Genomic DNA, 24,198 nt, shown 5'->3' on the forward strand with positions numbered 1-24,198 from the left:
GCCCCCCGCCCGCGAGTCCCCGCCCAACCCCCAGCTCGCGCAGGCGATCATCAAGGAGGTCTACGGCCGCCCGCCCGCGGCCCTCGGCAGACTCGGCCCGGTCGTCGCCGCCGCCGCGGCGGCGGGCGACCCGGTGGCCCGCCGGATCACCGAGGAGGCCGCCGAGTGGCTGCTGCGCGACGTGGACGCCGTGCGCCCCGCCCTCGCCGACCCGTGCGCTCCCGTGGTGATGCACGGTTCGGTCCTGCGGGACGGCCCCGTCGCCGAAGCGGTGCGGGCCGGACTGTGCGACCGGTTCGCCGAGGCCCCCCGCCGGGCGGGCGACGGAGCCGTCGGCGCGGCCGGGCTGGCCCTGCGCCGCCTCGGCTACCCGCCGCCGCGCTGACACCCGCTCCCCCTCCCGCGTGATGCCGCGCAGGCGCGCATAGGCATACGTTTCGGGGCGTTCCGGTTGCGACACCAGGGACCGTTGTGATTCATTTGTGATCAACGGTGGAGCGATGTCCGACCGGAGACGGCGGAACCACCAGCCACAGACGTGGCCCGTACAGAACGCCGCCCCGATCGGCGGAACCGTCCGAAACACGCCCGCCCCATGCCACGCGTGGGCCGAAGCGGAGCGCGCACCCGGCATCCCCCTGCCCGCGGGACGTCGTGGCGCTCCGGCGTGCGGAGAGACGGCCCGGTTCCGTACGCCCACGTCACCCGAGGTGCCCGTGCCCGCTCTACCGCCATCCGTTCGTCCCCTGCTGCGCTCCTCCCGCAGGCGCCCGTCCCCGCCCGAGACGTCCCCTCCCGACGGGGGCGGCGGCGCGCGGCGCGCCGACCGGCACCGGGAACGGAGGAGACTGCGGCGGGCGCGGCTGCGCCAGGGATGGGTCCTGTGCGTGGCCGCCGTGGCGCTGCTCGTCGTGGCGTCCGCCGTCACCGTCGTGGTCGCCTACCAGAGCACGCCCACCCCCACCGAGCCGCAGGCCGGGGTCACCGACGAGGGGTCCACCGTCTACTACGGCGACGGCCGCACCCCCCTGTTCCGGCTCGGCGCCAACCGGGAGGTCGTGCGGCATGAGCAGATCCCCGACCACGTGCGGTGGGCCGTGCTGGCGGCCGAGGACCGCGGCTTCTACCAGGGGCACGGCGTCTCCCCCGTCGGCACGGCCCGCGCCCTGTGGAACAACGCCTCCGGCGGCGACACCCAGGGCGGCTCCACCATCACCCAGCAGCTCGCCCGCAACTACTACAAGGGCCTCAGCCGCGACCGCACGATGGGCCGCAAGATGAAGGAGATCTTCATCGCGGTGAAGCTGGACCGGGCGCAGGGCAAGGACCGCATCCTCGACCTGTACCTGAACACCATCTACTTCGGGCGGCAGACCTCCGGCGTGCAGGCCGCCGCCCGCGCCTACTTCGACAAGGACGTCTGGCACCTCAACGTCGCCGAGGCCGCGCTGCTGGCCGCGATGATCCAGCGCCCCACCTACTTCCACACCCAGGGGAACGCCGCGCCCGCCCGCGCGCTGCGCGCCCGCTGGCGCTACGTGCTGGACGGCATGGTCGGCATGGGACGGCTGCGGCGCGCCGAGGCCGACGCCCTGCGGTTCCCGGTCACGCGCCGCGCGTGGCGCGGCGTCGAGCTGAGCGGGCAGTCGCTGCTGGTCCGCCAGCGGGTCCTGGACGAGCTGCGGATGCTCGGCATCCCCGCGTCGAGCGTCGTCAACGGCCGCTTCAAGATCTACACGGCGCTGGACCAGCGCTGGATGGCCCACGCCGAGCAGGCGATGCGCGCGGCGCGCGAGCCGCAGTGGCCCAAGCGGGTGCGCGGCGGGCTCGTCGCCGTCGACCCGCGGGACGGGGCGGTGCGCGCGTTCTACGGCGGCGACCCCAGGCGCAGCCAGTACGACTCGGTGTTCAACGCCGTCGCGCAGGCGGGCTCGACGTTCAAGCCGTACGTGCTGGCGGCGGCGCTGCGGCGCGGGTTCAGCGTGCGGTCGAAGGTGAGCGGCAGGTCGCCGATGAAGTTCGCGCCGAACGGCGAGACGACCCCGATGACCGCCCCCGGCTACCTGGTCGGCAACGACGAGAAGATCGGCTCGCTCGGCACCATGGACCTGGTGCGGGCCACCGCGCTGTCGGTCAACACCGGGTACGTGAAGCTGGCGTTCGAGGCCGGGCTCGACAACGTGCTGCGCACCGCCACCGACCTCGGCGTGCCCGAGGACGCGCTGAAGCCGTTCCGGGGGCAGGCGGGGGTCGCGCTGGGCGTGCCGGACGTGTCGGCGGCGACGCAGGCGGCCGGGTACGCGGCGTTCGCCAACGGCGGCACCGCCGTCACCCCGCACGTGATCACCCGGATCGTGGACGCGCGCGGCAGAGAGGTGCCGCTGCCGTGGACCGGGCCGGGCCGCCGGGTGCTGAACCGCGAGCAGGCCGCGCAGGTCGGGTACGCGCTGCGGCGGACGGTCCAGGAGGGCACCGGCCGCAAGGCCGCGCTGACCGACCGGGAGGTGGCGGGCAAGACCGGGACGACCGACCAGAACCGGGCGGCGTGGTTCGTCGGGTACGTGCCCCGGCTGTCGGCGGCGGTGGTGATGGCCGACGAGACCCGGCGCACCCTCAGGGACCTGCCGGGCTGGCCCGGGGTGGTCTCCGGGGAGACCGCGCCCGCGAAGATCTGGCAGGCGTTCATGGCCAAGGTCGCCCGGGACCTCCCGGCGGACCCGTTCCCGGAGCCGGAGTTCACCGGGGTCGTGCGGTCCTGGGTGCCGCAGCCGGAGCGGACGGCCACCCCGTCGCCGTCCACGACCCCGTCCACCTCGCCGTCCACCTCCCCGTCCACCCGGCCGACCTCACCGGCCTCCCCGGGCGTCGACCGGCGCTGCGCGCCCCCGGCGGCCGGCGGCGCCTGCCAGAAGCCCCAGAAGCGCCGGTGAACGGCGCGCCGGTCCCCGGCTGAGTCGACAGCACCCCGGGGAGTCGCATAGCGTCACGGGTCGGATCACGAACGAGTAACGGCCCAGTCCACGATCTGCCCGGGGGTGCCTGTCCCGTGCGCGTCCCACCGCGTTCCCTCGCGCTCGGCGCGGCGGCGCTGACCGTCCTGCCGCTGGCGGCCTGCGACGGGCGGTCCGCGCCGCCCCCCGCGCCGTCCGCCGCGACGACGTCGCCGACGGCCGCCGCGGGGCAGCGGTCCGCGGGCGACGCCGTTCCCGCGCTCGTGCGGGGGATGACGGTGGAGGAGCAGGTCGGGCAGCTGTTCGTGCCGACGTTCGCGAGCGAGGCCGCCGCCAAGCAGATGATCAGAAAGTACCGCGTGGGCGGCTTCATCTACTTCCCCGGCAACCTGCGGTCGGCCCGGCAGACCGCCCGGCTGTCCAACGCGCTGCAGAGCGCCTCGAAGGTCCCGCTGCTGCTGGGCACCGACGAGGAACAGGGGCTGGTGACGCGCGTCCCGTTCCTCACCCGCTTCCCCGGCAACATGGCGCTCGGCGCGACCCGCGACCCGGACCAGGCGCGGGCCGCCGCCCGGGTCACCGGCACCGAGCTGCGCGCGATCGGCATCAACCAGGACTACGCGCCGGTCGCCGACGTCAACGTCAACCCCGCCAACCCCGTCATCGGCGTCCGCTCGTTCGGGGCCGACCCGGCGCTGGTCGCGCGGATGCTCGGCGGCGCGATCACCGGCTACCGGGAGGCCGGGGTCGCCGCGACCGCCAAGCACTTCCCCGGCCACGGCGACACCGCCACCGACAGCCACACCGGCCTGCCGGTCATCCGGCACAGCCGCGCCGAGTGGGAGCGCCTGGACGCGCCGCCGTTCCGCGCCGCCGTCGCCGCCGGCGTGGACGCGATCATGTCGGCGCACATCGTGATGCCGAAGCTCGACCGGTCCGGCGACCCGGCCACGCTGTCCCGGACCGTGCTGACCGGGCTGCTGCGCGACGAGCTCGGCTACCGGGGCGTCGTCGTCACCGACTCCCTCCAGATGGCGGGGGCGCGCCGCAGGTACGGCGAGGGCGAGACGGCGGTGCGCGCGGTCAACGCCGGGGCCGACCAGCTGCTGATGCCGCCGAACCTGGACCGCGCCCACCGCGCCGTGCTGGGCGCCGTCCGCTCCGGGAGGATCTCCCGCCAGCGGCTCACCGAGGCCGTGTCCCGCATCCTGCGGATGAAGGAGCGGCGCGGCCTGTTCCGCGGCACCCGCGTGGACCCGGCGCGGGCCGCCGCGACCGTCGGCTCGCCCGCCCACCGGGCCGTCGCCCGCCGCGTCGCCGAACGCTCGGTCACCCTCGTCCGCAACGAGGGCGGCACGCTGCCGCTGAAGAAGGGCGCGCGGGTGCGCGTGACGGGTCCGCGCGCCGAGCCGCTGGCCGCCGCGCTGCGCCGCGCCGGGGTGCGCACCACCTCCTCGGCGGACGCCGACGTGACCGTGCTGACCTCGTCGAACGGCGACCCGTCCGCGCGCGTCCGCGCGGTGCGGGGCGGCCGGGTGGTCGTCGCGGCGATCGGCCGCCCCTACGACCTGAACGGCGCGCGCGGCGCGGACGCGGCGCTGGCGACCTACTCCCCGGGGGACGCCTCGCTGGCCGCGTTGGGCCGGGTGCTGACCGGGGCCGTGAAGCCCACCGGGAAGCTCCCGGCCCCGGCGGGCGGCCCGGCCGGGCACGGCCTCACCTACCGGTGAGCGTGGACGTACGCGGGGAGCCCCTGGCAGGATCGGCGCGCGCCCTCGTCGCCTGGGAGGTCCCGTGCGCCCTTTCCTGCTGGCCCTCACCGCGTGCCTGGCCCTGACGACCGCGTGCGGCGACGACGCTCCCCCGCCCCCGCCGCCCTCCCCCGCGCCGCCGTCGCCGCCGCCCACGGTGCCGCCGGGGCGGACCCTGCCCGCCCGGACCGCGCTGCTGGACTACCTGCGGGGCGTCGGGTCGGGGGACGCGAAGGTGTGCTCGGCGATGACGCCCGCCTACGAGCGCGCGGTGTTCGGGAGGGAGGGCGGGTGCCGTCCGGGGCTGGCCGGTGAACGGCGCCGGCTGCGGGCCAAGGACCTGGCGGCGCTGCGGACGGTGAGCGTCCCGGTGGCCGAGCCGGGACCGGAGCCGGGGACGTTCACGGTGGGCTTCGAGGACCTGCGCTGGGAGGGCGACCCGGCCCGGCCGGGCGGCCTGCTGGCGGCGCGCTTCACCCTGAAGCGCTCGGGAAAGCGCTGGGTACTGGTGCCCTGAGGCGCGGGAGCGTCACGGCCGAGGGGCTGGGGAGGCGCCCGCCGACGTCCGGCGCCGGTGGTAGGCGACCGTGACCGCGATCAGCAGGAACGGCCAGGCGACCAGGGGCGCGTAGCAGAGGCCGACGAGGGACGCGGCCTTCGGGGGCGGGCAGTCGGGGTGGACGTTGTTCGGCTCGGCGAGGAAGAGGCCGTAGCCGATCAGCGCGATCAGGAGAGCGGCCCCCACCAGGGCGGGGACCACGGCGGCGAGCACCGGCACCCGCCTGCCGCCGAGCCCCGGGATCCACCGCGGGAACACCTCGCCCCACGGCCGGACCAGCCCGACCGTCAGCAGCGCCGCCCCCAGCGAGACGGCGGACAGCCCGACGATGTAGTAGGGCTCCCACGGCTCGGCGTGCGCCATGCAGGCGGAGTCGCGGAAGGCCTCACGGACCCGCCACAGGGACGAGGGCAGCACGCACGACGGTGCCGCGTAGGCGGCCCACACCGCCCATCGGGGAACGCTCACGAGGACCTCCCGGCTCTTCTCTGCGAAGATCGTCCGCCCTCGCCGCGCCCCGGCCCTCCCCCGCGGGCACCAACCCGCTCCCCCGCCGGGGGGACATGGCCTCCACCCCGTGCACGCGCCCCTGACCGGACACGCCCGCCGCGTCCGGGGGACGAGTACCGCCCCACGCCGGAGTGCGACCGCGGGCGCGACCCGGGATCGTTCGTCGAGGAGCCGGCCTTCGCCCGGCTCGATCGGGAGTGGCGTCGGCCACCGCGGCGCCGACGCCGGTTCCGGAACGGATCCCTCGCGTTGACATCGACGTTCACCTCTCAGGTAGTTTGTAGTACGAATTTCTTCGGCGGAAGGACGCGCGATGGTCAGGGACACGGGTCAGCGGATGGGGGTCGTGGCCGCGCTGGTCCGGTCGGCCTTCCTGGTGGACGCCGTGTACGCCGCGTCCGCCCGCGAGCACGGCCTGACCCAGCAGCAGGGGCAGTTGCTGTGCGTGCTGATGGGCCGGCCGTACGGCATGAGCGAGCTGGGCTCGACGCTGGGCCTGGCCAAGTCGAGCCTGACCGGGCTGGTCGACCGCACCGAACGGCGGGGCCTGGTCCACCGGGAGCCGGACCCGGACGACGCGCGGGCCGTCCGGGTCGCGCTGACGCCCGCCGGGAGCGCGCTGGCCTCGGAGTTCTACGAGGCGTGCTGCGCCCGGATCGACGAGCTGCCCTCGGGGTTCGACGAGCGGGAGCGCCGGACGCTGACCGACCTGCTGGCGCGGCTGGTGAGCGACAACGAGGTCCCCGCCGTCTTCGACTAGACCGGCACCGGCAGCGACGTGCCGAACAGGTCGTTGAACCGGCCGGTGAACAGGTCCGCGCCCTTGTACTCGCCGACCGCGGCGGCGGGCAGCACGACCGGGCCGTCCGGGGACGGCACCTGCCCGACGCCCCGGTCGGGGCCCAGCGGCAGCAGGACGAACGGGATCGGCGACGGCCGGTGGACGGCCGTGGGCCCCTCCCCGTCGAGCGCGGCGATGATGTTCCGCGCCACGACCTCGGCGTGCTGCATGGCGTTGCCCGCCATCTTGGCCTCCGGCAGGTCGGTGACGTCGCCGACCGCGTGCACGGTGGCGTGCCCGGCGACGTTGAGGTTCTCGGTGACCCGCAGCAGGCCGCCGGGGGTGCGCGCGGCCCGCAGCTCGGGCCCCAGGTGGGCGGTGTCGACGGTGACGCCGTGGGCGCGGAACCAGATGTCGGCGGTGATCGGCCCGTCGCCGGAGGAGACGGTGAACGTCCCGGCGCGCCCCGGCTCGGTCGGCGGCGTCTCCACGGTGGTGCCCAGCCGCAGGTCCACGCCCAGCTCGTCCAGGTGGCGGTGCAGGTCCGCGCGCAGGTCGTCCCGGAAGGCGGGCAGCAGGCGCTCGGCCGGGTCCACGACCGTGATCCGCTTGTCCGGCCAGACCGCCTTGGCCTCGCCCGCCAGCTCCAGGCCGACCGGCCCCGCGCCGACGACCAGCACGCGGTCCGCCGCCGCCAGGTCCTTGTGGATCCGCAGGATCTCCTCGCGGGCGGTGGCGGCGTCGGCGGCCCCGGTCTTGAACGGGGACGGGTAGGCGGAGCCGGTGGCGATGACCACGTGGTCGGCCGCGAGGCGCTCGCCCGAGGCCAGCTCGACGCCGCCGGGGTCCACCGAGACGGCGCGGTCGCGGACGACCCGGCCGCGCTCCAGCAGCCGGTCGTAGGGGAAGAACATGCTGTCGGCCCACTCGGGCCGGGCCAGCGCGCGCATGGCGACGGCGTTCTGGACGAACGCGTCCCTCGGCTCGACCAGCACGACGTCGGCGCGCTCGTCCAGTGCCTTGGCGACGCTGGCGCCGCCGTACCCGCCGCCGACGACCACAACGGTACGCCCCATGATGATCACTTCCGTTCCGAGAAGGGGTTCGTTCGCGATACGAACTGTATTAGTTCGTAATACGAACTTCAAGTCGCCGAGAAAGAAAAAACCGCCCGCCGGTGCGGCGGGCGGCCTCCGGCGGCCGGATCACGCGTGGCGGATGACGGCGTCGCCGTGCTGGGTGCGGGCGCGGACGCGGACGACGGCCTCGTCGCCGTCGGGGGTCCCGGCGGGGTCCAGGTCGCTGCGGACGTGGCCGTACTCGGAGGAGACGTCGAGCCAGGCGGCGGTGCCCTTGACGACGCCGACCTCGATGTCGCCGTCGCCGGTCTCCAGGTCGGCCGTCCCGGACGCGACCGCGGCGACCCGGACGCGGCCGCTGGAGGTCCTGGCGGTGACGTCGGTGTCGGCGCTGTCCACGGTGATGTCGCCGTGCGCGGTGACCAGGCGCGCGTCGCCCGAGACCGCGCCGAGCGCGATGTCGCCGTGGTCGGTCTTGAGGGACGCCGGCCCCCCGGCGGAGCCGACGCGGATCTCGCCGTGGGCGGTGAAGATCTCGACGGGGCCGGCCACGGCGTTCACCGACACGTCGCCGTCGTCGGTCCGCACCCGCAGCCCATCGGCCCGGTCGACATGGACCTCGCCCATGGCGCTGGTGATGCGGCAGTCGCCGAGCCGGCCCTCGCAGCGGAACTCCGCCTCGCCCCGGGCGTTCACCCGGGAGCCCGCCGGAACCGTGATCACGACGTCGAGGGCGCCGCCGCGGCCGAACCAGCGGCCGAGCGGCGACACCTCCCGCGACCGCGGGCCGCGCACGGTCAGCCGGCCGTCGGCGAAGTCCACGCGGACCTCCTCGGCGAACCGCACGTCCGCGTCGCGGGCGGCGTTGGCGGGCCTGACCTCGACGGTGGTCTCGGCCGAGTCGACGGCGCGGACGCGCACCTCGCCGACCTCCAGGTCGAGCGCGACGGAGATGGGCTCGGGGGTTGCGAAGGTGTGCATGAGGGTCCTCCTGTCGGGGTCAGCGGGCCCAGCCGGTGATGCTCTGGCCGCCGTGCTGGTGGGGGGAGCCGAAGCGGGACGCGCCGTCGAGGGCGCCGGAGATCGCGCGGACGAGCCAGGCGTTGACCGAGATCCCCTCGGCTCGGGCGGCCTCCTCGATGCGCGGCTTGAGCTGCTCGGGAACGCGCAGGGAGATGCGGGCGGTGCCGCGGTCCTCGGGCTCGGGCGGCGCGGGCGGTGCCGGGGGCACGGGCGGCAGGGGCACACCGGGCGCGGGCGGCACCGGCATGGGCGGCATCGGCGCGGGCGGCGGTCCGGTCTCCGTGAACGGCTGCCGCACCACGAACTCGGGGTCGCGCCCCCGCAGCCGCACCTCGACGGAGCCGGGGACGAGCTCCCGGGTGATCTCGTCGGCGGCGTCGGAGAGCGCCTCCAGCAGAACGAGCCGGGCGGTCGAGTCGAGGGGCGCCACGAGGCGTTCGGCGAGGGCCCGGGCCTCGTCCCCGCCCGCCGCCGCGGCCACCGCGAGCTCCCGCCGCAGGCTTTCGACATAGGAGGAGAGGTTCATGACGCCATGATGGCACCATTATGGCGCCATAGCAATTCAAGTGACGCCATAACGGCGCCATTGGCGCCACGGAAACGCGAGACGGCGAGGTCACCCCCACACCGGGTGACCTCGCCGTCTCGTTCCGGTGGGGCTACAGCCCCAGTTCCGCCAGCCCCGGCAGGGCCTCGCGGGCCGCCGCGCGGGCGTCGGCCGCGGTGCGGGCCTCGCGGGCCGCGTCGGCCGCCGTCCGGCACTCCGCCATGGTGTGCCGGGCCAGCGCCGCGCGCACCAGGGGCAGCGACGGGGCGCTCATCGACAGGGACGTCACCCCCAGGCCCACCAGCACGCAGGCCAGCGCCGGGTCGCCCGCCGCCTCGCCGCACACGCCGCAGGGGATCCCGGCCGACGCCGACAGCGCCACCAGGTCCAGCACCGCGGGCTGCCACGGGTCCTGGAGGGACGCCAGGCCGCCGATCTGGCGGTCGGCCGCGCAGGTGTACTGCGTGAGGTCGTTGGTGCCCAGGCTGAAGAACGCCACCTCCCGCGCCAGATCGCGGGCGCGCAGGGCGGCGGCGGGGACCTCGACCATCACGCCGGGGGTGTCGATGCCGTGGTCGCGGCAGGCCCGCGCGAAGTAGGCCGCCTCCTCGGCGTCGGTCACCATCGGGGCCATGACCTGGAGCTTGGTGGTCAGGCCGGACGCCGCCCGCGCCAGCGCCGACAGCTGGGCCGACAGCACGTCCTCGTGGCGGCGCAGCATGCGCAGGCCGCGCTCGCCGAGGGCCGGGTTCGGCTCCTCGCCGGGGGGCGGCAGGAACGCCAGCGGCTTGTCCGCGCCCGCGTCCAGCGCCCGCACCACCACGCGGCCCTCGGGGAACGCCTCCAGCACCTTCCGGTAGGCCTTCTCCTGCTCGGCGTCGGCCGGCGGCGTCGCGCGGTCCAGGAACAGGAACTCGGTCCGGTACAGGCCCACGCCCTCGGCGCCGTTGGCCAGCGCGTTGTCCAGGTCCTGGGGGCCGCCGACGTTGGCCAGCAGCGGCACCCGGTGCCCGTCCCTGGTCTGGCCGGGGCCGGTCGCGCCGCGCAGCGCGGCGGCGCGCGCGGCGGCCGCGTCGCGGGCGGTCCGCACCTCGTCCTCGGCCGGGTCGAGCACGACCCGGCCGGAGGAGCCGTCCACCAGCGCCATGGTCCCGTCGGCGATGCCGGTCGCGCCGGGCAGCGCGACGACCGCCGGAACGCCCATGGTGCGCGCCAGGATGGCGGTGTGGCTGGTCGGCCCGCCCTCCTCGGTCACGAACGCGACCACCTTCGCCGGGTCCAGCACGGCGGTGTCGGCGGGTGCCAGGTCCCGCGCGACCAGCACGAACGGCTCGTCGGAGTCGGGGACGCCGGGCATCGGCAGGCCCAGCAGCCGCGCGACGGTCCGGTCCCGGATGTCGTCCAGGTCGGTGACGCGGGCGGCCAGGTACTCCCCGGCCCCGGCCAGCATCTCGCGGTACACCCCGAACGCGTCGAACACGGCGCGCGCGGCGGCGGTCCCCTGGTCGATCCGCTCGGCGGTGCCCTCGGCCAGGCCGGGGTCGCGGGCCATGAGCGCCTGGGCGTTCAGCACGTCCCGGCCGTCGTCGTTGCCGACCTCGGCCGCGCGGGCGGCGCGGGCCTCCAGGTCGTCGGCGACGGCGGCCAGCGCCGCCAGGGCGGTCCGCTTCTCGGCCTCGGCGTCACCGGCGTGCCGGGCGTCGGCGGACGGCTCGGGGACCTCGCCGGCGATGCGGCGGACGGGCCCGTGGCCGACGCCGGGGCTGACGCCCGCGCCGTTCATGACCTCAGGCACCAGCGGGCTCCGGGGCCGTCAGGATGGCCTCCAGCTCGTCCAGGACGGCGTCGGCGCCCTCGCCCTCGGCGCTCAGCACGACCTCGTCGCCGTGCCGGGCGTCCAGGCCGAGCACCGCCAGGATGCTCTTGGCGTTGACCGGCCGCCCGCCGGACTTGGCGACGCTGACCTCGATGGGGGCCTTGGCCGCGGTCTGCACGAACAACGCGGCGGGCCGGGCGTGCAGCCCCACCGTCGACTGGATCTTGACGTTGCGCTCGGTCACGGACCTATCTCCTCGTCAGCCTCCGGACACCCGCAGCGCGGGGCCGGGAAGTACGTCTATTTCCTTCAGGTTCGGCACCACGCGGTCGGCCTCGGCCAGCGCGTCCGCGGTCTGGGTGGTGCTCACGCCGATGCAGGTCATACCCGCCGCCCGCACGGCGGCCACGCCGGCGGGCGCGTCCTCGAACGCGACCATCCCGGCGGGGTCCAGGCCCAGCAGGCGGGCGGCGGCCAGGAACCCCTCGGGATGGGGCTTGCCGTGGGTGACGTCGTCGGCGGTGACCACGGCGTCGAACAGGTCGAGCACGCCGAGCCCCGTCAGGATGGGTTCGGCGTAGCCCCACATCCCGGACGTCACCACCGCGATCGGCACCCCGGCGGCGCTCAGGCTCCGGACCAGCTCGACCGCGCCCGGAACGGGGTGGGCCGGGGGCAGGTCCGGGTCGTTCTCGCGGGCGACGGCCTGCTGGAAGAGCTCCTCGACCTCGCGGCCGGGGAACAGGTGCAGCAGCTCGGCCAGCACCTCCCGGCCGCGGCGCCCCGTGAACGACGACAGCAGCGCGTCGTCGCACGGGACGCCGTGCGCATCGAAGAGCCGCGCCCACATCACCCGGTTGCGCGGCTCGGTGTCGATGAGGGTGCCGTCCATGTCGAAGGCGGCACCCGTCAGCGGGATCAGCTCCATGTGTAGAGCTCGGCGCCCTTCGTCACCTCGCCGTCCTCCAGCACCTCCGACAGCGCCTCGGCGGGGGCGTCCAGGGCCACGACGGCGCAGATCGGGGACCGGCCCCCGGCCTCGACCGCGGCGGGGTCCCAGTTCACCAGCGGCTGCCCGGCGGTGACCTGCTCGCCCTCGACGGCCAGCAGCTCGAAGCCCTCGCCCTTGAGCTGGACGGTGTCGATGCCCAGGTGGACCAGCACCCCGTGGCCCTCGGCGTCCACGACGACGAACGCGTGCGGGTGCAGCTTCACGATCTTCCCGGTGACCGGGGCGAGCGCCGGACCGGGCTCGCGCACCGGGTCGACGGCGGTGCCCGGGCCGACCATGGCCTGCGCGAACACCGGGTCGGGCACGCCCGCCAGGCCGACCACGCGACCGGCGACCGGGGACAGAACCTTCGTCATGACGGCCTCCAGCCGGAACTAGTCGAGGATGTCCTCGATGTCGCTGGCGATGGTGTCGGCCTCGGGGCCGACGACGACCTGGACGACGTTGCCGGCGCGCATGACGCCGAACGCGCCCGCGGCCTTGAGCGCGGCCTCGTCGACCAGGCCGGCGTCCTCGACCTCGGTGCGCAGCCGGGTGGCGCAGGGCTCGATCTCGGTGATGTTGTCGGCGCCGCCCAGCGCGGCGACGATGGCCTCGGCCTTGTCCATTGCTTCTCCTTGGGGTGGGGTCGCCGGGTCGGCGGGGTCCGTCAGTCGGTCTGGGTGACCTTGTTCAGGCCGCGCGGGACGTCGGGGTCGAGCCCCAGTTCGCGGGCCAGGTTCTCGACCAGGATCTGGCCGGGGACGATCAGGCCGAGCGGGGCGACCCACTCGGGCAGGTCGGGACCGGCCAGCGCGGCGTTCCCGGCGCCCGCCAGGCCCGCGCCGCCGCCGACGGTGAACGCCTTGGCCCCGGCCGACCGCACCCGCTCGGCCAGCGCGATCGTGCCGGGCAGCGTCGGGCCGTCGTCGGCGGCCACCAGCAGCGCCGGGGTCTGGGCGTCGACGACCGCGATCGGGCCGTGCAGCAGGTCGGCGTAGGACAGGCCCATGGCGTGCAGGTAGCACGCCTCCTTGATCTTCAGGGCCAGCTCCAGCGCGGTGCCGAACGCGATGCCGCGCCCGGACACCACGGCGCCGGGCACCCGCGCGAGCTCCCCGACGATCTCGGGCAGCGCGGGCGACGCCTCGGTGGCGGCGATCAGGCGCTCCACCTCGTCGGGGACGCGGTCCAGGTCGGCCCGGTCCACGTCGGCGCCGAGGCCGAGGCCGAGCACGGCCAGGGCGGCGAGCTGGGTGGTGTAGGTCTTGGTCGCCGGAACGGCCAGCTCGTCGCCGGCCTCGGTGAGCAGCGCGACCTCGGCGGCCTCGGCCAGCGGCGAGCCGTGCCCGTTGGTGACCGCCACGGTGCGGGCCCCGCAGGAGGCCGCCCACTCCATGGTCTGGACGATCTCCTCGGTCTTGCCGGACTGGCTGATCGCCACGGCCAGCACGCCGTCGAGATCGACCTTCCGGCGGTAGGTGGTCGCGATGGACGGCGCGGCCAGCGTGGCGAGCCGCCCGGCGTGCGACTCCACCAGGTAGCGGCCGTACACGGCGGCGTTGTCGGACGACCCGCGCGCGATGAACAGCACCTGGCGGGTCTCCCGTGCCAGGTCGGCGATGTCGCCGACCCGCGGCAGGAGCCCCTCCAGCGTGCGGCGCAGCGCGCCCGGCTGCTCACCGATCTCGGCGCGCATTCGGCTGGTGCTCATGATCCCCCTCTGCTGACGTTCTGCCCGTTGATCCATGTCGCATGCGCCCGGAGGTCCGGGCCGAGCCAGGTCAGGTCGGCGGCGGCGCCGGGGGCGATGCGGCCGAGGTCGGACCTGCCGATCAGGTCGGCGGGGACCCGGGTCGCCGCGTCCACGGCGGTCACCGGGTCGACGCCGAGCGCGACGGTGTTGCCGATCGCCTCGTCCAGCCGCAGGCCGGACCCGGCGATGGTGCCGTCGGCGCGCCGCGGCGGGCCCTGCTCGGGCATGACGATCGGCTCGCCGCCCAGCGCGTAGGCGCCCGGCGGCATCCCGGCGGGGGCGGCGGCGTCGGTGACCAGCACGACGCGTCCCCCGGCGGCCCGGAAGACCAGCTCGCACACCTGCGGGGCGACGTGGTGCAGGTCCACGATCAGGCCGGGGTGCAGCCGGTCGTCGATGAGGGCCTGCACGGCGACGCCCGGGTCGCGGTGGTGGACGCCGCTCTGGGCGTTGAAGACGTGGGTGACCTTGCGGGCCCCGGCGTCGGCGGCGGCCCTCACCCGGTCGGCGGTGGCGTCGCTGTGGCCGACGGCGACGAGCACGCCGTGCTCGGTGAGGGCGCGGATCGCGGCGAGCGCGCCGTCGCGTTCGGGCGCGAGGGTGACGAGCCGGACCAGGCCGGTCTCCAGCAGCGCGGCGACGGCGTCCGGGGTGGGGTCGGTCATGTGGGCGGCGTTGTGGGCGCCCCTGCGTCCCTCGGCCAGGAACGGCCCTTCGAGGTGGACGCCCAGGACCTTCGCGCCCGGTGGCAGGCGCGGCAGCAGCTCGGCGGTGGAGCGCAGCGCGGCGGCCTGCCGTTCGACGGGCGCGGTGACGAACGTGGGCAGGAACGCCGTCACACCGGTCTCGGGGAGACGGGTGACGACCTCCTTCCAGCCGACCTCGTCGGCGTCGGCCAGGTCGTGCCCGAAGAAGCCGTTGACCTGGAGGTCCACCAGGCCCGGCACGAGCATGCCGTCAGTGAGCTCCACGTCCGGGACGCCGTCCGGCCGGCCCTCGCCCACCCGCGTGATCACTCCGTCCTCGGCCCGGACGTATCCCGGCCCCAGCAGACGGGTAGGACCCCCGTCGGGGGAAGCGATCAAGCTGTTCGCGGTGATGAGAAGCGATGCCATTCGTCGGGCACTCTCCGTGACGCCATAACCACCGGTCGCCGCCCTCGACGACTGGCCTGCAACTGGTCTAGGCCGGACTAGACCAGTCGTCACCATACTCCACGAAACGGATAGCGCGAAGATGTCGGGCCGGACTCGCTCGGGACGGCCCGCACGGGGGAGGTCGTCCGCGCATGAGTTCCATGTCCGCCGAGACCGGCGGCGCGTCCGGCGGGTTCGGACGCGCCTGGTCGGCCACGTTCGCCGTCCTCCAGCGGATCGGCCGCAGCCTCATGCTGCCGATCGCCGTGCTGCCCGCCGCCGGGATCCTGCTGCGGCTGGGCCAGAACGACCTGCTCGGCGAGGACGGCCTGGGCTGGGACCGCGTCGCCGAGGTCTTCGCCGCCGCCGGCGGCGTGCTGCTGGACAACCTGGCGATCCTGTTCGCCGTCGGGGTGGCGATCGGCTTCGCCAAGAAGTCCGACGGCTCCACCGCCCTGGCCGCCGTGGTCGCCTACCTGGTGTTCGACCGCGTCTCCCGGACGCTGTTCTTCCACAGCGGGGAGCTGAGGGCCGGGGTCGCCAAGCTGTCCCGGCAGGACGACGGCTCGCTGACGGAGGTCCTGGACCTCGGCACCAAGAACCCCACCCAGGTGCTCGGCGGCATCGCCGTCGGGATCATGGTCGCGCTGCTCTACCAGCGCTTCTACCGGGTGAAGCTGCCGTCGTGGCTGGCGTTCTTCGGCGGCCGCCGGTTCGTGCCGATCGTCAGCGCGGCGGCGGCGCTGGTGCTGGGCGTGGTGTTCGGCCTCGTCTGGCCGACGCTGGGCGACTGGATCGACTCGTTCGGCGACTGGCTCACCGGGCTCGGCGCGATCGGCGCGGGCATCTACGGCATGGCCAACCGGCTGCTGCTGCCGGTCGGCCTGCACCACATCCTGAACTCGCTGATCTGGTTCGTGTTCGGCTCCTACACGCCGCCCGGCACGGGGCAGGCGGCGCACGGCGAGATCAGCCGCTACCTGGCGGGCGACCCGCACGCGGGCACGTTCCTGGCGGGGTTCTTCCCGGTGCTGATGTTCGGCCTGCCCGGCGCGGCCATGGCGATCTGGCGGGCCGCTCCCCCGGACCGGCGCCCGGCGGTCGGCGGCCTGATGATCTCGTCGGCGCTGACCGCGTTCGTCTGCGGCATCACCGAGCCGATCGAGTTCGCGTTCATGTTCGTCGCGCCGCTGCTGTACGGCATCCACGTCGTGCTGACCGGCGTCTCGATGTTCGTGCTGGCGGCGGCGGACGCCCAGCTCGGGTTCGCGTTCTCGGCGGGCCTGATCGACATGGTCCTGAACGCCACCAAGAGCAACACCCGCCAGCTCCCGCTGATCATCGGCATGGGCGTCCTGTACTTCGCCCTCTACTACGCGGTCTTCTACTTCCTGATCAGGAAACTCGACCTGCCGACGCCGGGCCGCGAGAAGGACGAGGACCAGACCGCCCCAGCGAGCGGACCGGACCGGCCCACCCCGGCGTGACCGGACGCGGACAGGCGGGACCGGGCGGCGGCCCCCGGACTCCGCCGTCCGGGTCCGCCCACCCCCTCGCCGTTCCGTCGCACACCTATGACCTGCACCTTTGCAGTTCTGTTGCGGGATCGTGATGCCCGCCGGTCGTCATCACGCCGAGCGTTGACACACACTTGGGACGTGTGGTCTAGTCCGGCCTAGACCAGTACGAACCATGTTGATCCGGCCACGGATCCGGCACAGTCGGTGCGGATGATCTTTACTTCCGGACCCGAACTGAGGACTCCCCGTGACGACCATTGACCCGACCAGTCCCGTCCCCAAGTACTTCCAGCTCCGCGCGATCCTGCTCGACCTGATCGAGAGCGCGGAGCTGCCCGTCGACGCCCCGATCCCCTCGGAGCGCGAGCTGTGCGCGCGGTACGGGCTGTCGCGGATGACCGTGCGGCAGGGCGTGGACCAGCTGGTCTCCGAGGGCCGGCTCTACCGGGTGCCCGGTAAGGGCACCTTCGTGGCCCGGCCCAAGATCGAGGTGCCGCTGCGACTGGTCTCGTTCACCGAGGACATGCTGGCCCGCGGGATGCGGCCGGGCGCGATCGACCTGGACCGCCGCACCATCCCCGCCGACGCGCGGCTGGCCCGCCGGTTCGACGTGGAGGTGGGCACGCGGCTCCACGTGATCGAACGGCTGCGCACCGCCGACGGCGAGCCGATGGCCGTGGAGCGGTCCCACGTTCTCGCCTCCCTCGCCCCCGACCTGCTGGAACGGCGGCTGGCCGACCGTTCCCTGTACGGGGTGCTGGAGGCGGTGTACGGCCTGGTCTTCGACGCCGGAGACCAGACCATCGACGCCGGCCTGGCGGACGCCACCGACGCCCGCCACCTGCAGATCCCCCGCGGCAGCGCCGTGCTGCTCCTGCAACGCCGCTCCTACATGGGCGGCGTGTGCGCCGAGCTGGGCGTGTCGACCTACCGGGCCGACCGCTACCAGATCCACACGGCGCTCGGAAACCCCCCGTCGCGCTCCCACCCCCGGTAATTCGAGGAGAGGAACCCCCTGATGAGTTCGGTAACAGCAGCGGAAGGGTCGGCCGCGCCCAGGCGCGGTTCCGGCGCGTTCGCGGTCCTCCAGCGGATCGGCCGCAGCCTCATGCTGCCGATCGCCGTACTGCCCGCCGCCGCGCTGCTCCTGCGCTTCGGCCAGGATGACATGCTCGGCAAGGACGGCCTCGGCTGGAACAGCGTCGCCTCGGTCGTCGGCGAGGCCGGCAACGCGCTGTTCCAGTTCATGCCGCTGCTGTTCGCGGTGGGCGTGGCGATCGGCTTCGCCAAGAAGGCCGACGGCTCCACCGCCCTGGCCGCCGTGGTCGGGTACCTGGTGTTCGACCGGGTCTCCAAGGTCATGTTCTCGCTCGGCGACAACGCCGAGCTGAAGGCCAAGGTCATGATGACCCAGGTCGCCGACGGCGCGCCCAAGGAGGTCATCAACTGGGGCGCCAAGAACCCCACCGACGTGCTGGGCGGCATCCTCATCGGCGTCGTCGCCGCCCTCCTCTACCAGCGCTTCTACCGGGTCAAGCTGCCCGTCTACCTGGCGTTCTTCGGCGGCCGCCGGTTCGTTCCGATCGTCACGGCGCTGGCCGCGCTGGCGCTGGGCGTCGTCATCGGCTTCGTCTGGCCGGTGCTGGGCGGCCTGCTCGCCGACTTCGGCAACTGGGTGACCGGCGCGGGCGCGGCGGGCGCGGGCATCTACGGCGTCGTCAACCGCCTGCTGCTGCCGTTCGGCCTGCACCACATCCCGAACTCGCTGATCTGGTTCGTGTTCGGCGACTACCAGGGCGCCGACGGCGTCGTCCACGGCGAGATCAACCGCTACCTGGCCGGCGACCCGAACGCGGGCGGCTTCCTGGCGGGCTTCTTCCCGGTCCTGATGTTCGGCCTGCCCGGCGCCGCGCTGGCCATGTGGCGCGCCGCCCCGGCGCACCGCCGCCCGGCCGTCGGCGGCATCATGATCTCCGCCGCGCTGACCGCGTTCGTCACCGGCGTCACCGAGCCGATCGAGTTCGCGTTCATGTTCGTCGCGCCGGTCCTGTACGCGGTGCACGTGGTGCTGACCGGCATCTCGATGGCCGTGCTGGAGGCCGCGGGAGCCCAGCTCGGCTTCGGCTTCTCCGCGGGCGGCATCGACATGCTGCTCAACATGACCAAGGACAACACCAAGGGTCTGCCGTTGATCCTCGGCATGGGCGTCCTGTACTTCGTCCTCTACTACGTGATCTTCAAGTTCCTGATCCAGAAGTTCAACTTCGCGACGCCGGGCAGGGAGCCGGAGGGCGAGGACTCGGTCGCCGCCGACCCCGCGGCCTCCCCCGAGATCGCGGCCGCCGGTGAGAAGAAGCGCGACCGCAAGGCCGAGGCGCTCTGACGGGCACCACACCCCCGCCGTGGCGGGCCGTCCTCCGGGACGGCCCGCCACGGCCTTTTCACCGGGACCTGGGAATCAGCGGCGCGACGACGACCGCCGCGCCCACCAGCAGCACGAACGCGACCATCAACGCGCTCGTGTAGCCGTCCACGACGGCCGCGCTCCCGGCCGCGAGCGTGTTCAGCAGCGCGACGCCCAGGGCCGCGCCCAGTTGCTGGGCGGCGTTGTAGGCGGCCGAGGCGACCCCGATGTCACGCGCGGACAGCTCCGCCGTGGCGAGCCCGGCGGTCGGGGGCATGACGCACCCGAAACCGAGCCCGGTGAGCACCAGCGCGGGCAGCAGGAACAGGACGAGGACGTTCGAGCTGCCGACCTCCAGCCGGGTCAGCACGAACATCCCCGCCGCCGTGACGAGCAGCCCCGGCAGGACCAGGGCGGCGGGCGGGACGCGCCCGTGCAGCCGTCCGGCGACGAGCGTCGACCCGACCAGCGTGGCCCCGACGTTGACGAGCATCACCAGGCCCGTCCGCACCGGCGAGTACCCCAGCGTCCCCTGCATGTAGTAGCTCATGAACAGGTAGAACCCGTACATCGCCACCGACACCAGGGTGATGGCCAGGAACGCCCCCGCGCGGGCGCGGTGCAGCAGCACCCGCATCGGCAGCAGCGGGTCGGACGCGCGGACCTCGACGGCGACGAACGCCGCCAGCAGCGCCACCCCGCCGACCAGCAGCCCCAGCACCTCCGCCGACCCCCAGCCGAGCGCCTCGGCCCGGCCGAACGCGTAGACCACCGCGCCGACGCCCGCGACGCTGAGCAGCGCGCCGGGCACGTCCACCCGCGCCCGGCCCGGCCGGTCCGCGGGCACCAGACGCGTGCCGAGCAGGGCCAGCAAGGCGACGGGCACGTTGATGTACAGGCACCACCGCCAGTCCGCGTACTGGGTCAGCAGCGCACCGGCGACCAGCCCGACCGCCGCGCCCCCCGCGCCGACCGCCGCGAACACCCCGAACGCCAGCCCGCGTTCCCGGGGCCGTGTGAAGGCGGTCGCCAGCAGCGACAGCCCGGCGGGCGCGAGCACGGCGGCGAACGCCCCCTGAAGGCCCCGCGCGCCGAACAGCGTCGCCGCGTCGACCGCCGCACCGCCCAGCGCGGACGCGGCGGCGAACCCGACCAGCCCGACCGCGAACGCGCGCCGGTGCCCGAGCATCCCGCCGACCCGACCGCCGACCAAGAGCAGCCCGCCGAACGCGAGCGCGTAGGCGGTGACCGCCCACTGCCGGTTCCCGTCCGTCAGCCCCAGGGACCGCTGCGCCGACGGGAGCGCGATGTTCACGATCGTGCCGTCCAGGACCACCAGCAGCTGGGCCGCGCTCACCACCGCCAACGTCCACCAGCGCGCGGCGGCGGCACCCGTCCCCGTCTGTGTTCTCTCGTCTGTGACCATGGATTCAACGCTTCCGTTGAACCAGTCCCGGAAGGTTGCGCCCGATCGACCAGGGACAGGGACCCGGCAACCTTCAACGCGCGATCGAAGGGGCACAGGGGGACGCGGGGGACGGTCCCACCGACTCCGACCAAGAAAACGGCCCCCGGGAGAACTCCCAGGGGCCGTTCACATCAACGGTCAGGACTCACCTGACCGGACCGCCGTGGCACCGCTTGTACTTCTTGCCCGAGCCGCAGGGGCACGGGTCGTTGCGGTTGGTGCCCGCGTACGGGTCCTTCTCCTCCTCCGAGTGGTGCTCGACGCCGTCCTCGCTGTCCAGCGAGGGAGCGGTGTAGTCGAGCTTCTTCGGACGGTCGGGCTCGTCGATGCCCTTGGCGTGGATCACCGGGGTGTCGGCCTTGCCGGAACCCTTCTCGGAGTCCTCGGCGTCCTCATCGGACTCGGCCGACTCGGCGTCCGCCGGGCCGGTCTTGTCCAGCGCGACCGGCTTGGCGCCGACGACCGGGGCCTGCGGCTGCTCCTCGACCTCGACCTCGAGGTTGAAGAGGTAGCCGACCGACTCCTCCTTGATGCCGTCGAGCATCGCGTTGAACATGTCGTAGCCCTCGCGCTGGTACTCGACCAGCGGGTCGCGCTGCGCCATGGCCCGCAGGCCGATGCCCTCCTGGAGGTAGTCCATCTCGTAGAGGTGCTCGCGCCACTTGCGGTCCAGGACCGACAGGACGACGCGGCGCTCCAGCTCGCGCATGACCTCGGTGCCGAGTTCCTGCTCGCGCTTCTCGTACGCGGCGAGGGCGTCCTCGCGGATCTTCTCGGCGAGGGTCTCGGCGTCCAGCGAGGAGATGTCGCCGCCGATCTCCTCGACGAGGCCGTCCACCGTCAGGGAGACCGGGTAGAGCTGCTTGAACGCCTTCCACAGCTTGTCCAGGTCCCACTCCTCGGCGAAGCCCTCGCCGGTGGCGCCCGCGACGTAGCCGTCCACGACCTCGTGGATCATGTTGCGGATCTGGTCGCTGAGGTCGGCGCCCTCCAGCACCTTGCGGCGCTCGGCGTAGATGACCTTGCGCTGGCGGTTGAGCACCTCGTCGTACTTCAGGACGTTCTTGCGCATCTCGAAGTTCTGCTGCTCGACCTGGCTCTGCGCCGACTTGATCGCGCCGCTGACGACCTTGGACTCGATCGGCACGTCGTCGGGGATGTTGAGGCGCGTCATGATCGCCTCGACGCGGGCGGAGTTGAACATCCGCATCAAGTCGTCCTCGAGGGACAGGTAGAAGCGGGACTCGCCCGGGTCGCCCTGACGGCCGGAGCGGCCGCGCAGCTGGTTGTCGATGCGCCGCGACTCGTGCCGCTCGGTGGCCAGCACGTACAGGCCGCCCCGTTCGGCGACCTCCTCGTGCTCGCCCTTGACGGCCTCCTTGGCCTTCTCCAGCGCCTCGGGCCAGGCCGCCTCGTACTCCTCGGGAGTCTCCAGCGGGGACAGGCCGCGCTGGTGCAGCTCCAGGTCGGCGCGGAAGTCGGGGTTGCCGCCGAGCATGATGTCGGTGCCTCGACCGGCCATGTTGGTGGCGACGGTGACGGCGCCCTTGCGGCCCGCCTCCGCGACGATCGCCGACTCCTGCTCGTGGTGCTTGGCGTTCAGCACCTGGTGCGGGATGCCGCGCCGCTTGAGCATCTTGGACAGCCGCTCGGACTTCTCGACCGAGGTCGTGCCGACCAGGACCGGCTGGCCCTTCTCGTGGCGCTCGGCGATGTCGTCGACGACCGCCTCGAACTTGGCCTGCTCGGTCTTGTAGACGACGTCGGCCTGGTCCTTGCGGATCATCGGCTTGTTCGTCGGGATCGGCACCACGCCGATCTTGTAGGTCTTGTTGAACTCCGCGGCCTCGGTGTCGGCCGTGCCGGTCATGCCGGACAGCTTGTTGTAGAGGCGGAAGTAGTTCTGGAGGGTGATCGTGGCGAGCGTCTGGTTCTCGTCCTTGATCGCCACACCTTCCTTGGCCTCGATGGCCTGGTGCATGCCCTCGTTGTAGCGGCGGCCGTGCAGGATGCGGCCGGTGAACTCGTCGACGATCAGGACCTCGCCGTTGGCGACGATGTAGTCCTTGTCGCGCTTGTACAGCTCCTTGGCCTTGAGGGCGTTGTTGAGGAAGCTGACCAGCGGCGTGTTGACCGAGTCGTAGAGGTTGTCGATGCCGAGCCAGTCCTCGACCTTCTCGACGCCCGCCTCGGTGATGCCGACGGTGCGCTTCTTCTCGTTGACCTCGTAGTCGCCGGGGCCGTACTTGTCGATCTCGCCGGGGATCGGCTCGGCGCGCTTGAGGCGCGGCACGAGCTTGGCGAACTCGGAGTACCACTTGGAGTTCTGCTCGGCCGGGCCGGAGATGATCAGCGGGGTCCGGGCCTCGTCGATGAGGATGGAGTCGACCTCGTCGACGATCGCGAAGTTGTGGCCGCGCTGGACGCACTCCTCCAGGCTCCAGGCCATGTTGTCGCGCAGGTAGTCGAAGCCGAACTCGTTGTTGGTGCCGTAGGTGATGTCGCAGTTGTACGCGGCGCGACGCTCCTCGGGGGTCATCTGCGGGAGGATGACGCCCACTTCGAGCCCGAGGAACTGGTGCACGCGGCCCATCCACTCGGCGTCGCGCTTGGCCAGGTAGTCGTTGACGGTGACGACGTGCACGCCCTCGCCCGACAGCGCGTTCAGGTAGGCCGGGAGCACACAGGTCAGGGTCTTGCCCTCACCGGTCTTCATCTCGGCGATGTTGCCCAGGTGCAGCGCCGCGCCGCCCATGATCTGAACGTCGTAGTGGCGTTGGCCGAGCACGCGGCGCGCGGCCTCGCGAGCGGTCGCGAACGCTTCGGGGAGCAGGTCGTCGAGGCTCTCGCCGTCGGCGATGCGTTCGCGGTACTTGTCGGTCAGCTCACGCAGCTCGGCGTCGCTCATTTCGAGGAAGTCCTCCTCGATCGAGTTGACCTGATCCGCGAGCTTCTTGAGCTTGCGCAGGATTTTGCCTTCGCCCGCACGAAGGATCTTGTCGATGACTGGCGGCACTCTAGGAGGCTCCTTGCAGATCGTGGGTCACCGCCGGAGGGCGGCACGCACACCACACGTACGATGCCCATCGTAGGCGAGACACAGAATGGTCTAGGTTACGCGCGGAACGCAATCCACGACAGGCGTGCGGGCGCGGCGCGGCGCGACCTCCTCCCGATCGCCGGTTACCCGTGCCGCGTGGCGGGTACGGACGCCTCGCCTCCCCCACCAGGTCGGCACCGGGTCCCCACCAGGTCATGATCACGGGGCGGGGATTACAATGGCGGAGATCGGCCGGGGCATGCCAATACCGTCGGCCTCGCACCTGCGGGGATGTTCCCCGGTTTTTCACAGGCTCTGAGGAAGGCGCATATGTCTGACAAGTCGCTCGGGTCGCACGCCGGCCGCCCGAGTTCGTGGGTGGCCGTCACCATCATCTTCATCGGGTTCGCGCTCGGCGGGGTGGCGCTGTGCCTGGGCCCGAACTGGGTGCTGTTCTGGGCGGGCGTCGCGGTCATCGCGGTCGGCTTCGTGGTCAGCGCCGTGGTGCACGTGTTCTCCGACGTGGTCGTGGACGCCCCGCGCGTCATTCCGGAGATCGTGGACTACTCCCTGTTCGGCAAGCGCACCGACAAGCGGCGCGGCGGCCCGGCGGGCGAGACCCTCGACAAGCCGGTCAAGACCGACACCCAGCACACCCCGCACGGCTGAGCCGGGGACGGGACCGACGACGGCCCGCCGAGGAGCGTTCCTCGGCGGGCCGTCGCCTTTTCCAGCCGAACGCCACACCGGCCGGACCCGACACTGGGCGGACCCGACACCAGCCGAACGCGACACCAGCCGGACACGCGACACCAGCCGGACACGCGACACCAGCCGGACACGCGACACCAGCCGGACACGGCACC

21 protein-coding genes and 1 pseudogene are annotated in these 24,198 nt (G+C 73.5%); 9 read left to right on the forward strand and 13 right to left on the reverse strand.

All coding sequences use genetic code 11. The annotated features are described in order from the left end of the window. The 4 genes and pseudogenes from AKI01S_RS51875 to AKI01S_RS30440 all read left to right on the forward strand — a co-directional run. A pseudogene (locus tag AKI01S_RS51875) lies at nt 1-385 on the forward strand (ATPase); the annotation flags it as partial. Between the two features lie 331 nt (nt 386-716). Next, nucleotides 717-2,930 carry a transglycosylase domain-containing protein gene (locus AKI01S_RS30430; protein ID WP_084000395.1) on the forward strand — a complete coding sequence of 738 codons (2,214 nt, stop codon included), beginning with the start codon at nt 717-719 and terminating at the stop codon, nt 2,928-2,930. A gap of 116 nt (nt 2,931-3,046) precedes the next feature. After that, the gene (locus tag AKI01S_RS30435) at nt 3,047-4,681 is read left to right on the forward strand and encodes a glycoside hydrolase family 3 protein (protein WP_067825464.1); all 1,635 of its coding nucleotides are present in this window, start codon (nt 3,047-3,049) and stop codon (nt 4,679-4,681) included. Nucleotides 4,682-4,745: 64 nt separating this feature from the next. Beyond that, nucleotides 4,746-5,219 (forward strand): hypothetical protein, encoded by a 474-nt coding sequence (locus AKI01S_RS30440; RefSeq protein ID WP_067825466.1) that lies wholly within the window; start codon nt 4,746-4,748, stop codon nt 5,217-5,219. Nucleotides 5,220-5,231: 12 nt separating this feature from the next. Here AKI01S_RS30440 and AKI01S_RS30445 read toward each other — a convergent pair whose 3' ends face one another. Continuing rightward, a complete protein-coding gene (locus AKI01S_RS30445; protein ID WP_067825468.1) occupies nt 5,232-5,729 on the reverse strand; it encodes a hypothetical protein in 498 nt (165 codons plus the stop codon). A 355-nt stretch (nt 5,730-6,084) separates the two neighbouring features. Between AKI01S_RS30445 and AKI01S_RS30450 the strand changes: the two genes are divergently transcribed. After that, the gene (locus tag AKI01S_RS30450) at nt 6,085-6,531 is read left to right on the forward strand and encodes a MarR family winged helix-turn-helix transcriptional regulator (RefSeq protein ID WP_218009879.1); all 447 of its coding nucleotides are present in this window, start codon (nt 6,085-6,087) and stop codon (nt 6,529-6,531) included. Here the strand turns inward: AKI01S_RS30450 and AKI01S_RS30455 are convergent. From AKI01S_RS30455 to nagA, 10 genes are all read right to left on the reverse strand, one after another. Then, complete coding sequence (locus AKI01S_RS30455; RefSeq protein WP_067825502.1) at nt 6,528-7,628, reverse strand: NAD(P)/FAD-dependent oxidoreductase; 1,101 nt, start codon at nt 7,626-7,628, stop codon at nt 6,528-6,530. The two genes, AKI01S_RS30450 and AKI01S_RS30455, sit on opposite strands and share 4 nt — an antisense overlap. A gap of 129 nt (nt 7,629-7,757) precedes the next feature. Continuing rightward, a complete protein-coding gene (locus tag AKI01S_RS30460) occupies nt 7,758-8,612 on the reverse strand; it encodes a DUF4097 family beta strand repeat-containing protein (protein ID WP_067825472.1) in 855 nt (284 codons plus the stop codon). A gap of 19 nt (nt 8,613-8,631) precedes the next feature. Next, on the reverse strand, nt 8,632-9,180 hold the full coding sequence (locus AKI01S_RS30465) for a toxin-antitoxin system HicB family antitoxin (RefSeq protein WP_067825474.1): 549 nt from the start codon (nt 9,178-9,180) through the stop codon (nt 8,632-8,634). A gap of 133 nt (nt 9,181-9,313) precedes the next feature. Beyond that, entirely contained in the window at nt 9,314-10,984 is a 1,671-nt protein-coding gene (gene ptsP, locus AKI01S_RS30470; protein ID WP_067825504.1) for a phosphoenolpyruvate--protein phosphotransferase, read from the reverse strand. Between the two features lie 4 nt (nt 10,985-10,988). Next, a complete protein-coding gene (locus tag AKI01S_RS30475) occupies nt 10,989-11,261 on the reverse strand; it encodes an HPr family phosphocarrier protein (RefSeq protein ID WP_067825476.1) in 273 nt (90 codons plus the stop codon). A 15-nt stretch (nt 11,262-11,276) separates the two neighbouring features. Then, nucleotides 11,277-11,945 carry an HAD family hydrolase gene (locus AKI01S_RS30480; protein WP_067825479.1) on the reverse strand — a complete coding sequence of 223 codons (669 nt, stop codon included), beginning with the start codon at nt 11,943-11,945 and terminating at the stop codon, nt 11,277-11,279. Next, nucleotides 11,936-12,385 (reverse strand): PTS sugar transporter subunit IIA, encoded by a 450-nt coding sequence (locus tag AKI01S_RS30485; RefSeq protein WP_067825481.1) that lies wholly within the window; start codon nt 12,383-12,385, stop codon nt 11,936-11,938. The genes AKI01S_RS30480 and AKI01S_RS30485 overlap by 10 nt, the downstream gene beginning before the upstream one ends. Nucleotides 12,386-12,403: 18 nt before the next feature. Further along, nucleotides 12,404-12,682, reverse strand: coding sequence for a PTS sugar transporter subunit IIB (locus AKI01S_RS50980; RefSeq protein WP_281186159.1), 279 nt, complete (start codon nt 12,680-12,682; stop codon nt 12,404-12,406). Next, a complete protein-coding gene (locus tag AKI01S_RS30495) occupies nt 12,679-13,722 on the reverse strand; it encodes an SIS domain-containing protein (protein ID WP_067825485.1) in 1,044 nt (347 codons plus the stop codon). Before AKI01S_RS30495 ends, AKI01S_RS50980 begins: the two co-directional genes overlap by 4 nt. Beyond that, nucleotides 13,719-14,849, reverse strand: a complete 1,131-nt coding sequence (gene nagA, locus AKI01S_RS30500) for an N-acetylglucosamine-6-phosphate deacetylase (protein WP_245681842.1) — start codon at nt 14,847-14,849, stop codon at nt 13,719-13,721. Before nagA ends, AKI01S_RS30495 begins: the two co-directional genes overlap by 4 nt. A 203-nt stretch (nt 14,850-15,052) precedes the next feature. On the opposite strand from nagA, the gene AKI01S_RS30505 reads away from it, so the two are divergent. The 3 genes from AKI01S_RS30505 to AKI01S_RS30515 all read left to right on the forward strand — a co-directional run bounded on the left by AKI01S_RS30505 (nt 15,053) and on the right by AKI01S_RS30515 (nt 18,803). Then, a complete protein-coding gene (locus AKI01S_RS30505) occupies nt 15,053-16,387 on the forward strand; it encodes a PTS transporter subunit EIIC (RefSeq protein ID WP_439951692.1) in 1,335 nt (444 codons plus the stop codon). A 280-nt stretch (nt 16,388-16,667) separates the two neighbouring features. Next, the gene (locus AKI01S_RS30510) at nt 16,668-17,417 is read left to right on the forward strand and encodes a GntR family transcriptional regulator (protein ID WP_067825491.1); all 750 of its coding nucleotides are present in this window, start codon (nt 16,668-16,670) and stop codon (nt 17,415-17,417) included. Between the two features lie 21 nt (nt 17,418-17,438). Then, the gene (locus tag AKI01S_RS30515; RefSeq protein WP_067825494.1) at nt 17,439-18,803 is read left to right on the forward strand and encodes a PTS transporter subunit EIIC; all 1,365 of its coding nucleotides are present in this window, start codon (nt 17,439-17,441) and stop codon (nt 18,801-18,803) included. Between the two features lie 58 nt (nt 18,804-18,861). Here AKI01S_RS30515 and AKI01S_RS30520 read toward each other — a convergent pair whose 3' ends face one another. Continuing rightward, nucleotides 18,862-20,250 (reverse strand): MFS transporter, encoded by a 1,389-nt coding sequence (locus AKI01S_RS30520; RefSeq protein ID WP_067825496.1) that lies wholly within the window; start codon nt 20,248-20,250, stop codon nt 18,862-18,864. A gap of 187 nt (nt 20,251-20,437) precedes the next feature. After that, nucleotides 20,438-23,308 (reverse strand): preprotein translocase subunit SecA, encoded by a 2,871-nt coding sequence (secA, locus tag AKI01S_RS30525; protein WP_067825498.1) that lies wholly within the window; start codon nt 23,306-23,308, stop codon nt 20,438-20,440. Between the two features lie 354 nt (nt 23,309-23,662). Here secA and AKI01S_RS30530 point away from each other — a divergent pair, with 354 nt between their 5' ends. Then, nucleotides 23,663-24,001, forward strand: a complete 339-nt coding sequence (locus AKI01S_RS30530; protein WP_067825500.1) for an HGxxPAAW family protein — start codon at nt 23,663-23,665, stop codon at nt 23,999-24,001. The last annotated feature ends 197 nt before the right edge of the window (nt 24,002-24,198 follow it).

Source organism: Actinomadura kijaniata NBRC 14229, from assembly GCF_001552175.1.
Lineage (GTDB): Bacteria > Actinomycetota > Actinomycetes > Streptosporangiales > Streptosporangiaceae > Spirillospora > Spirillospora kijaniata.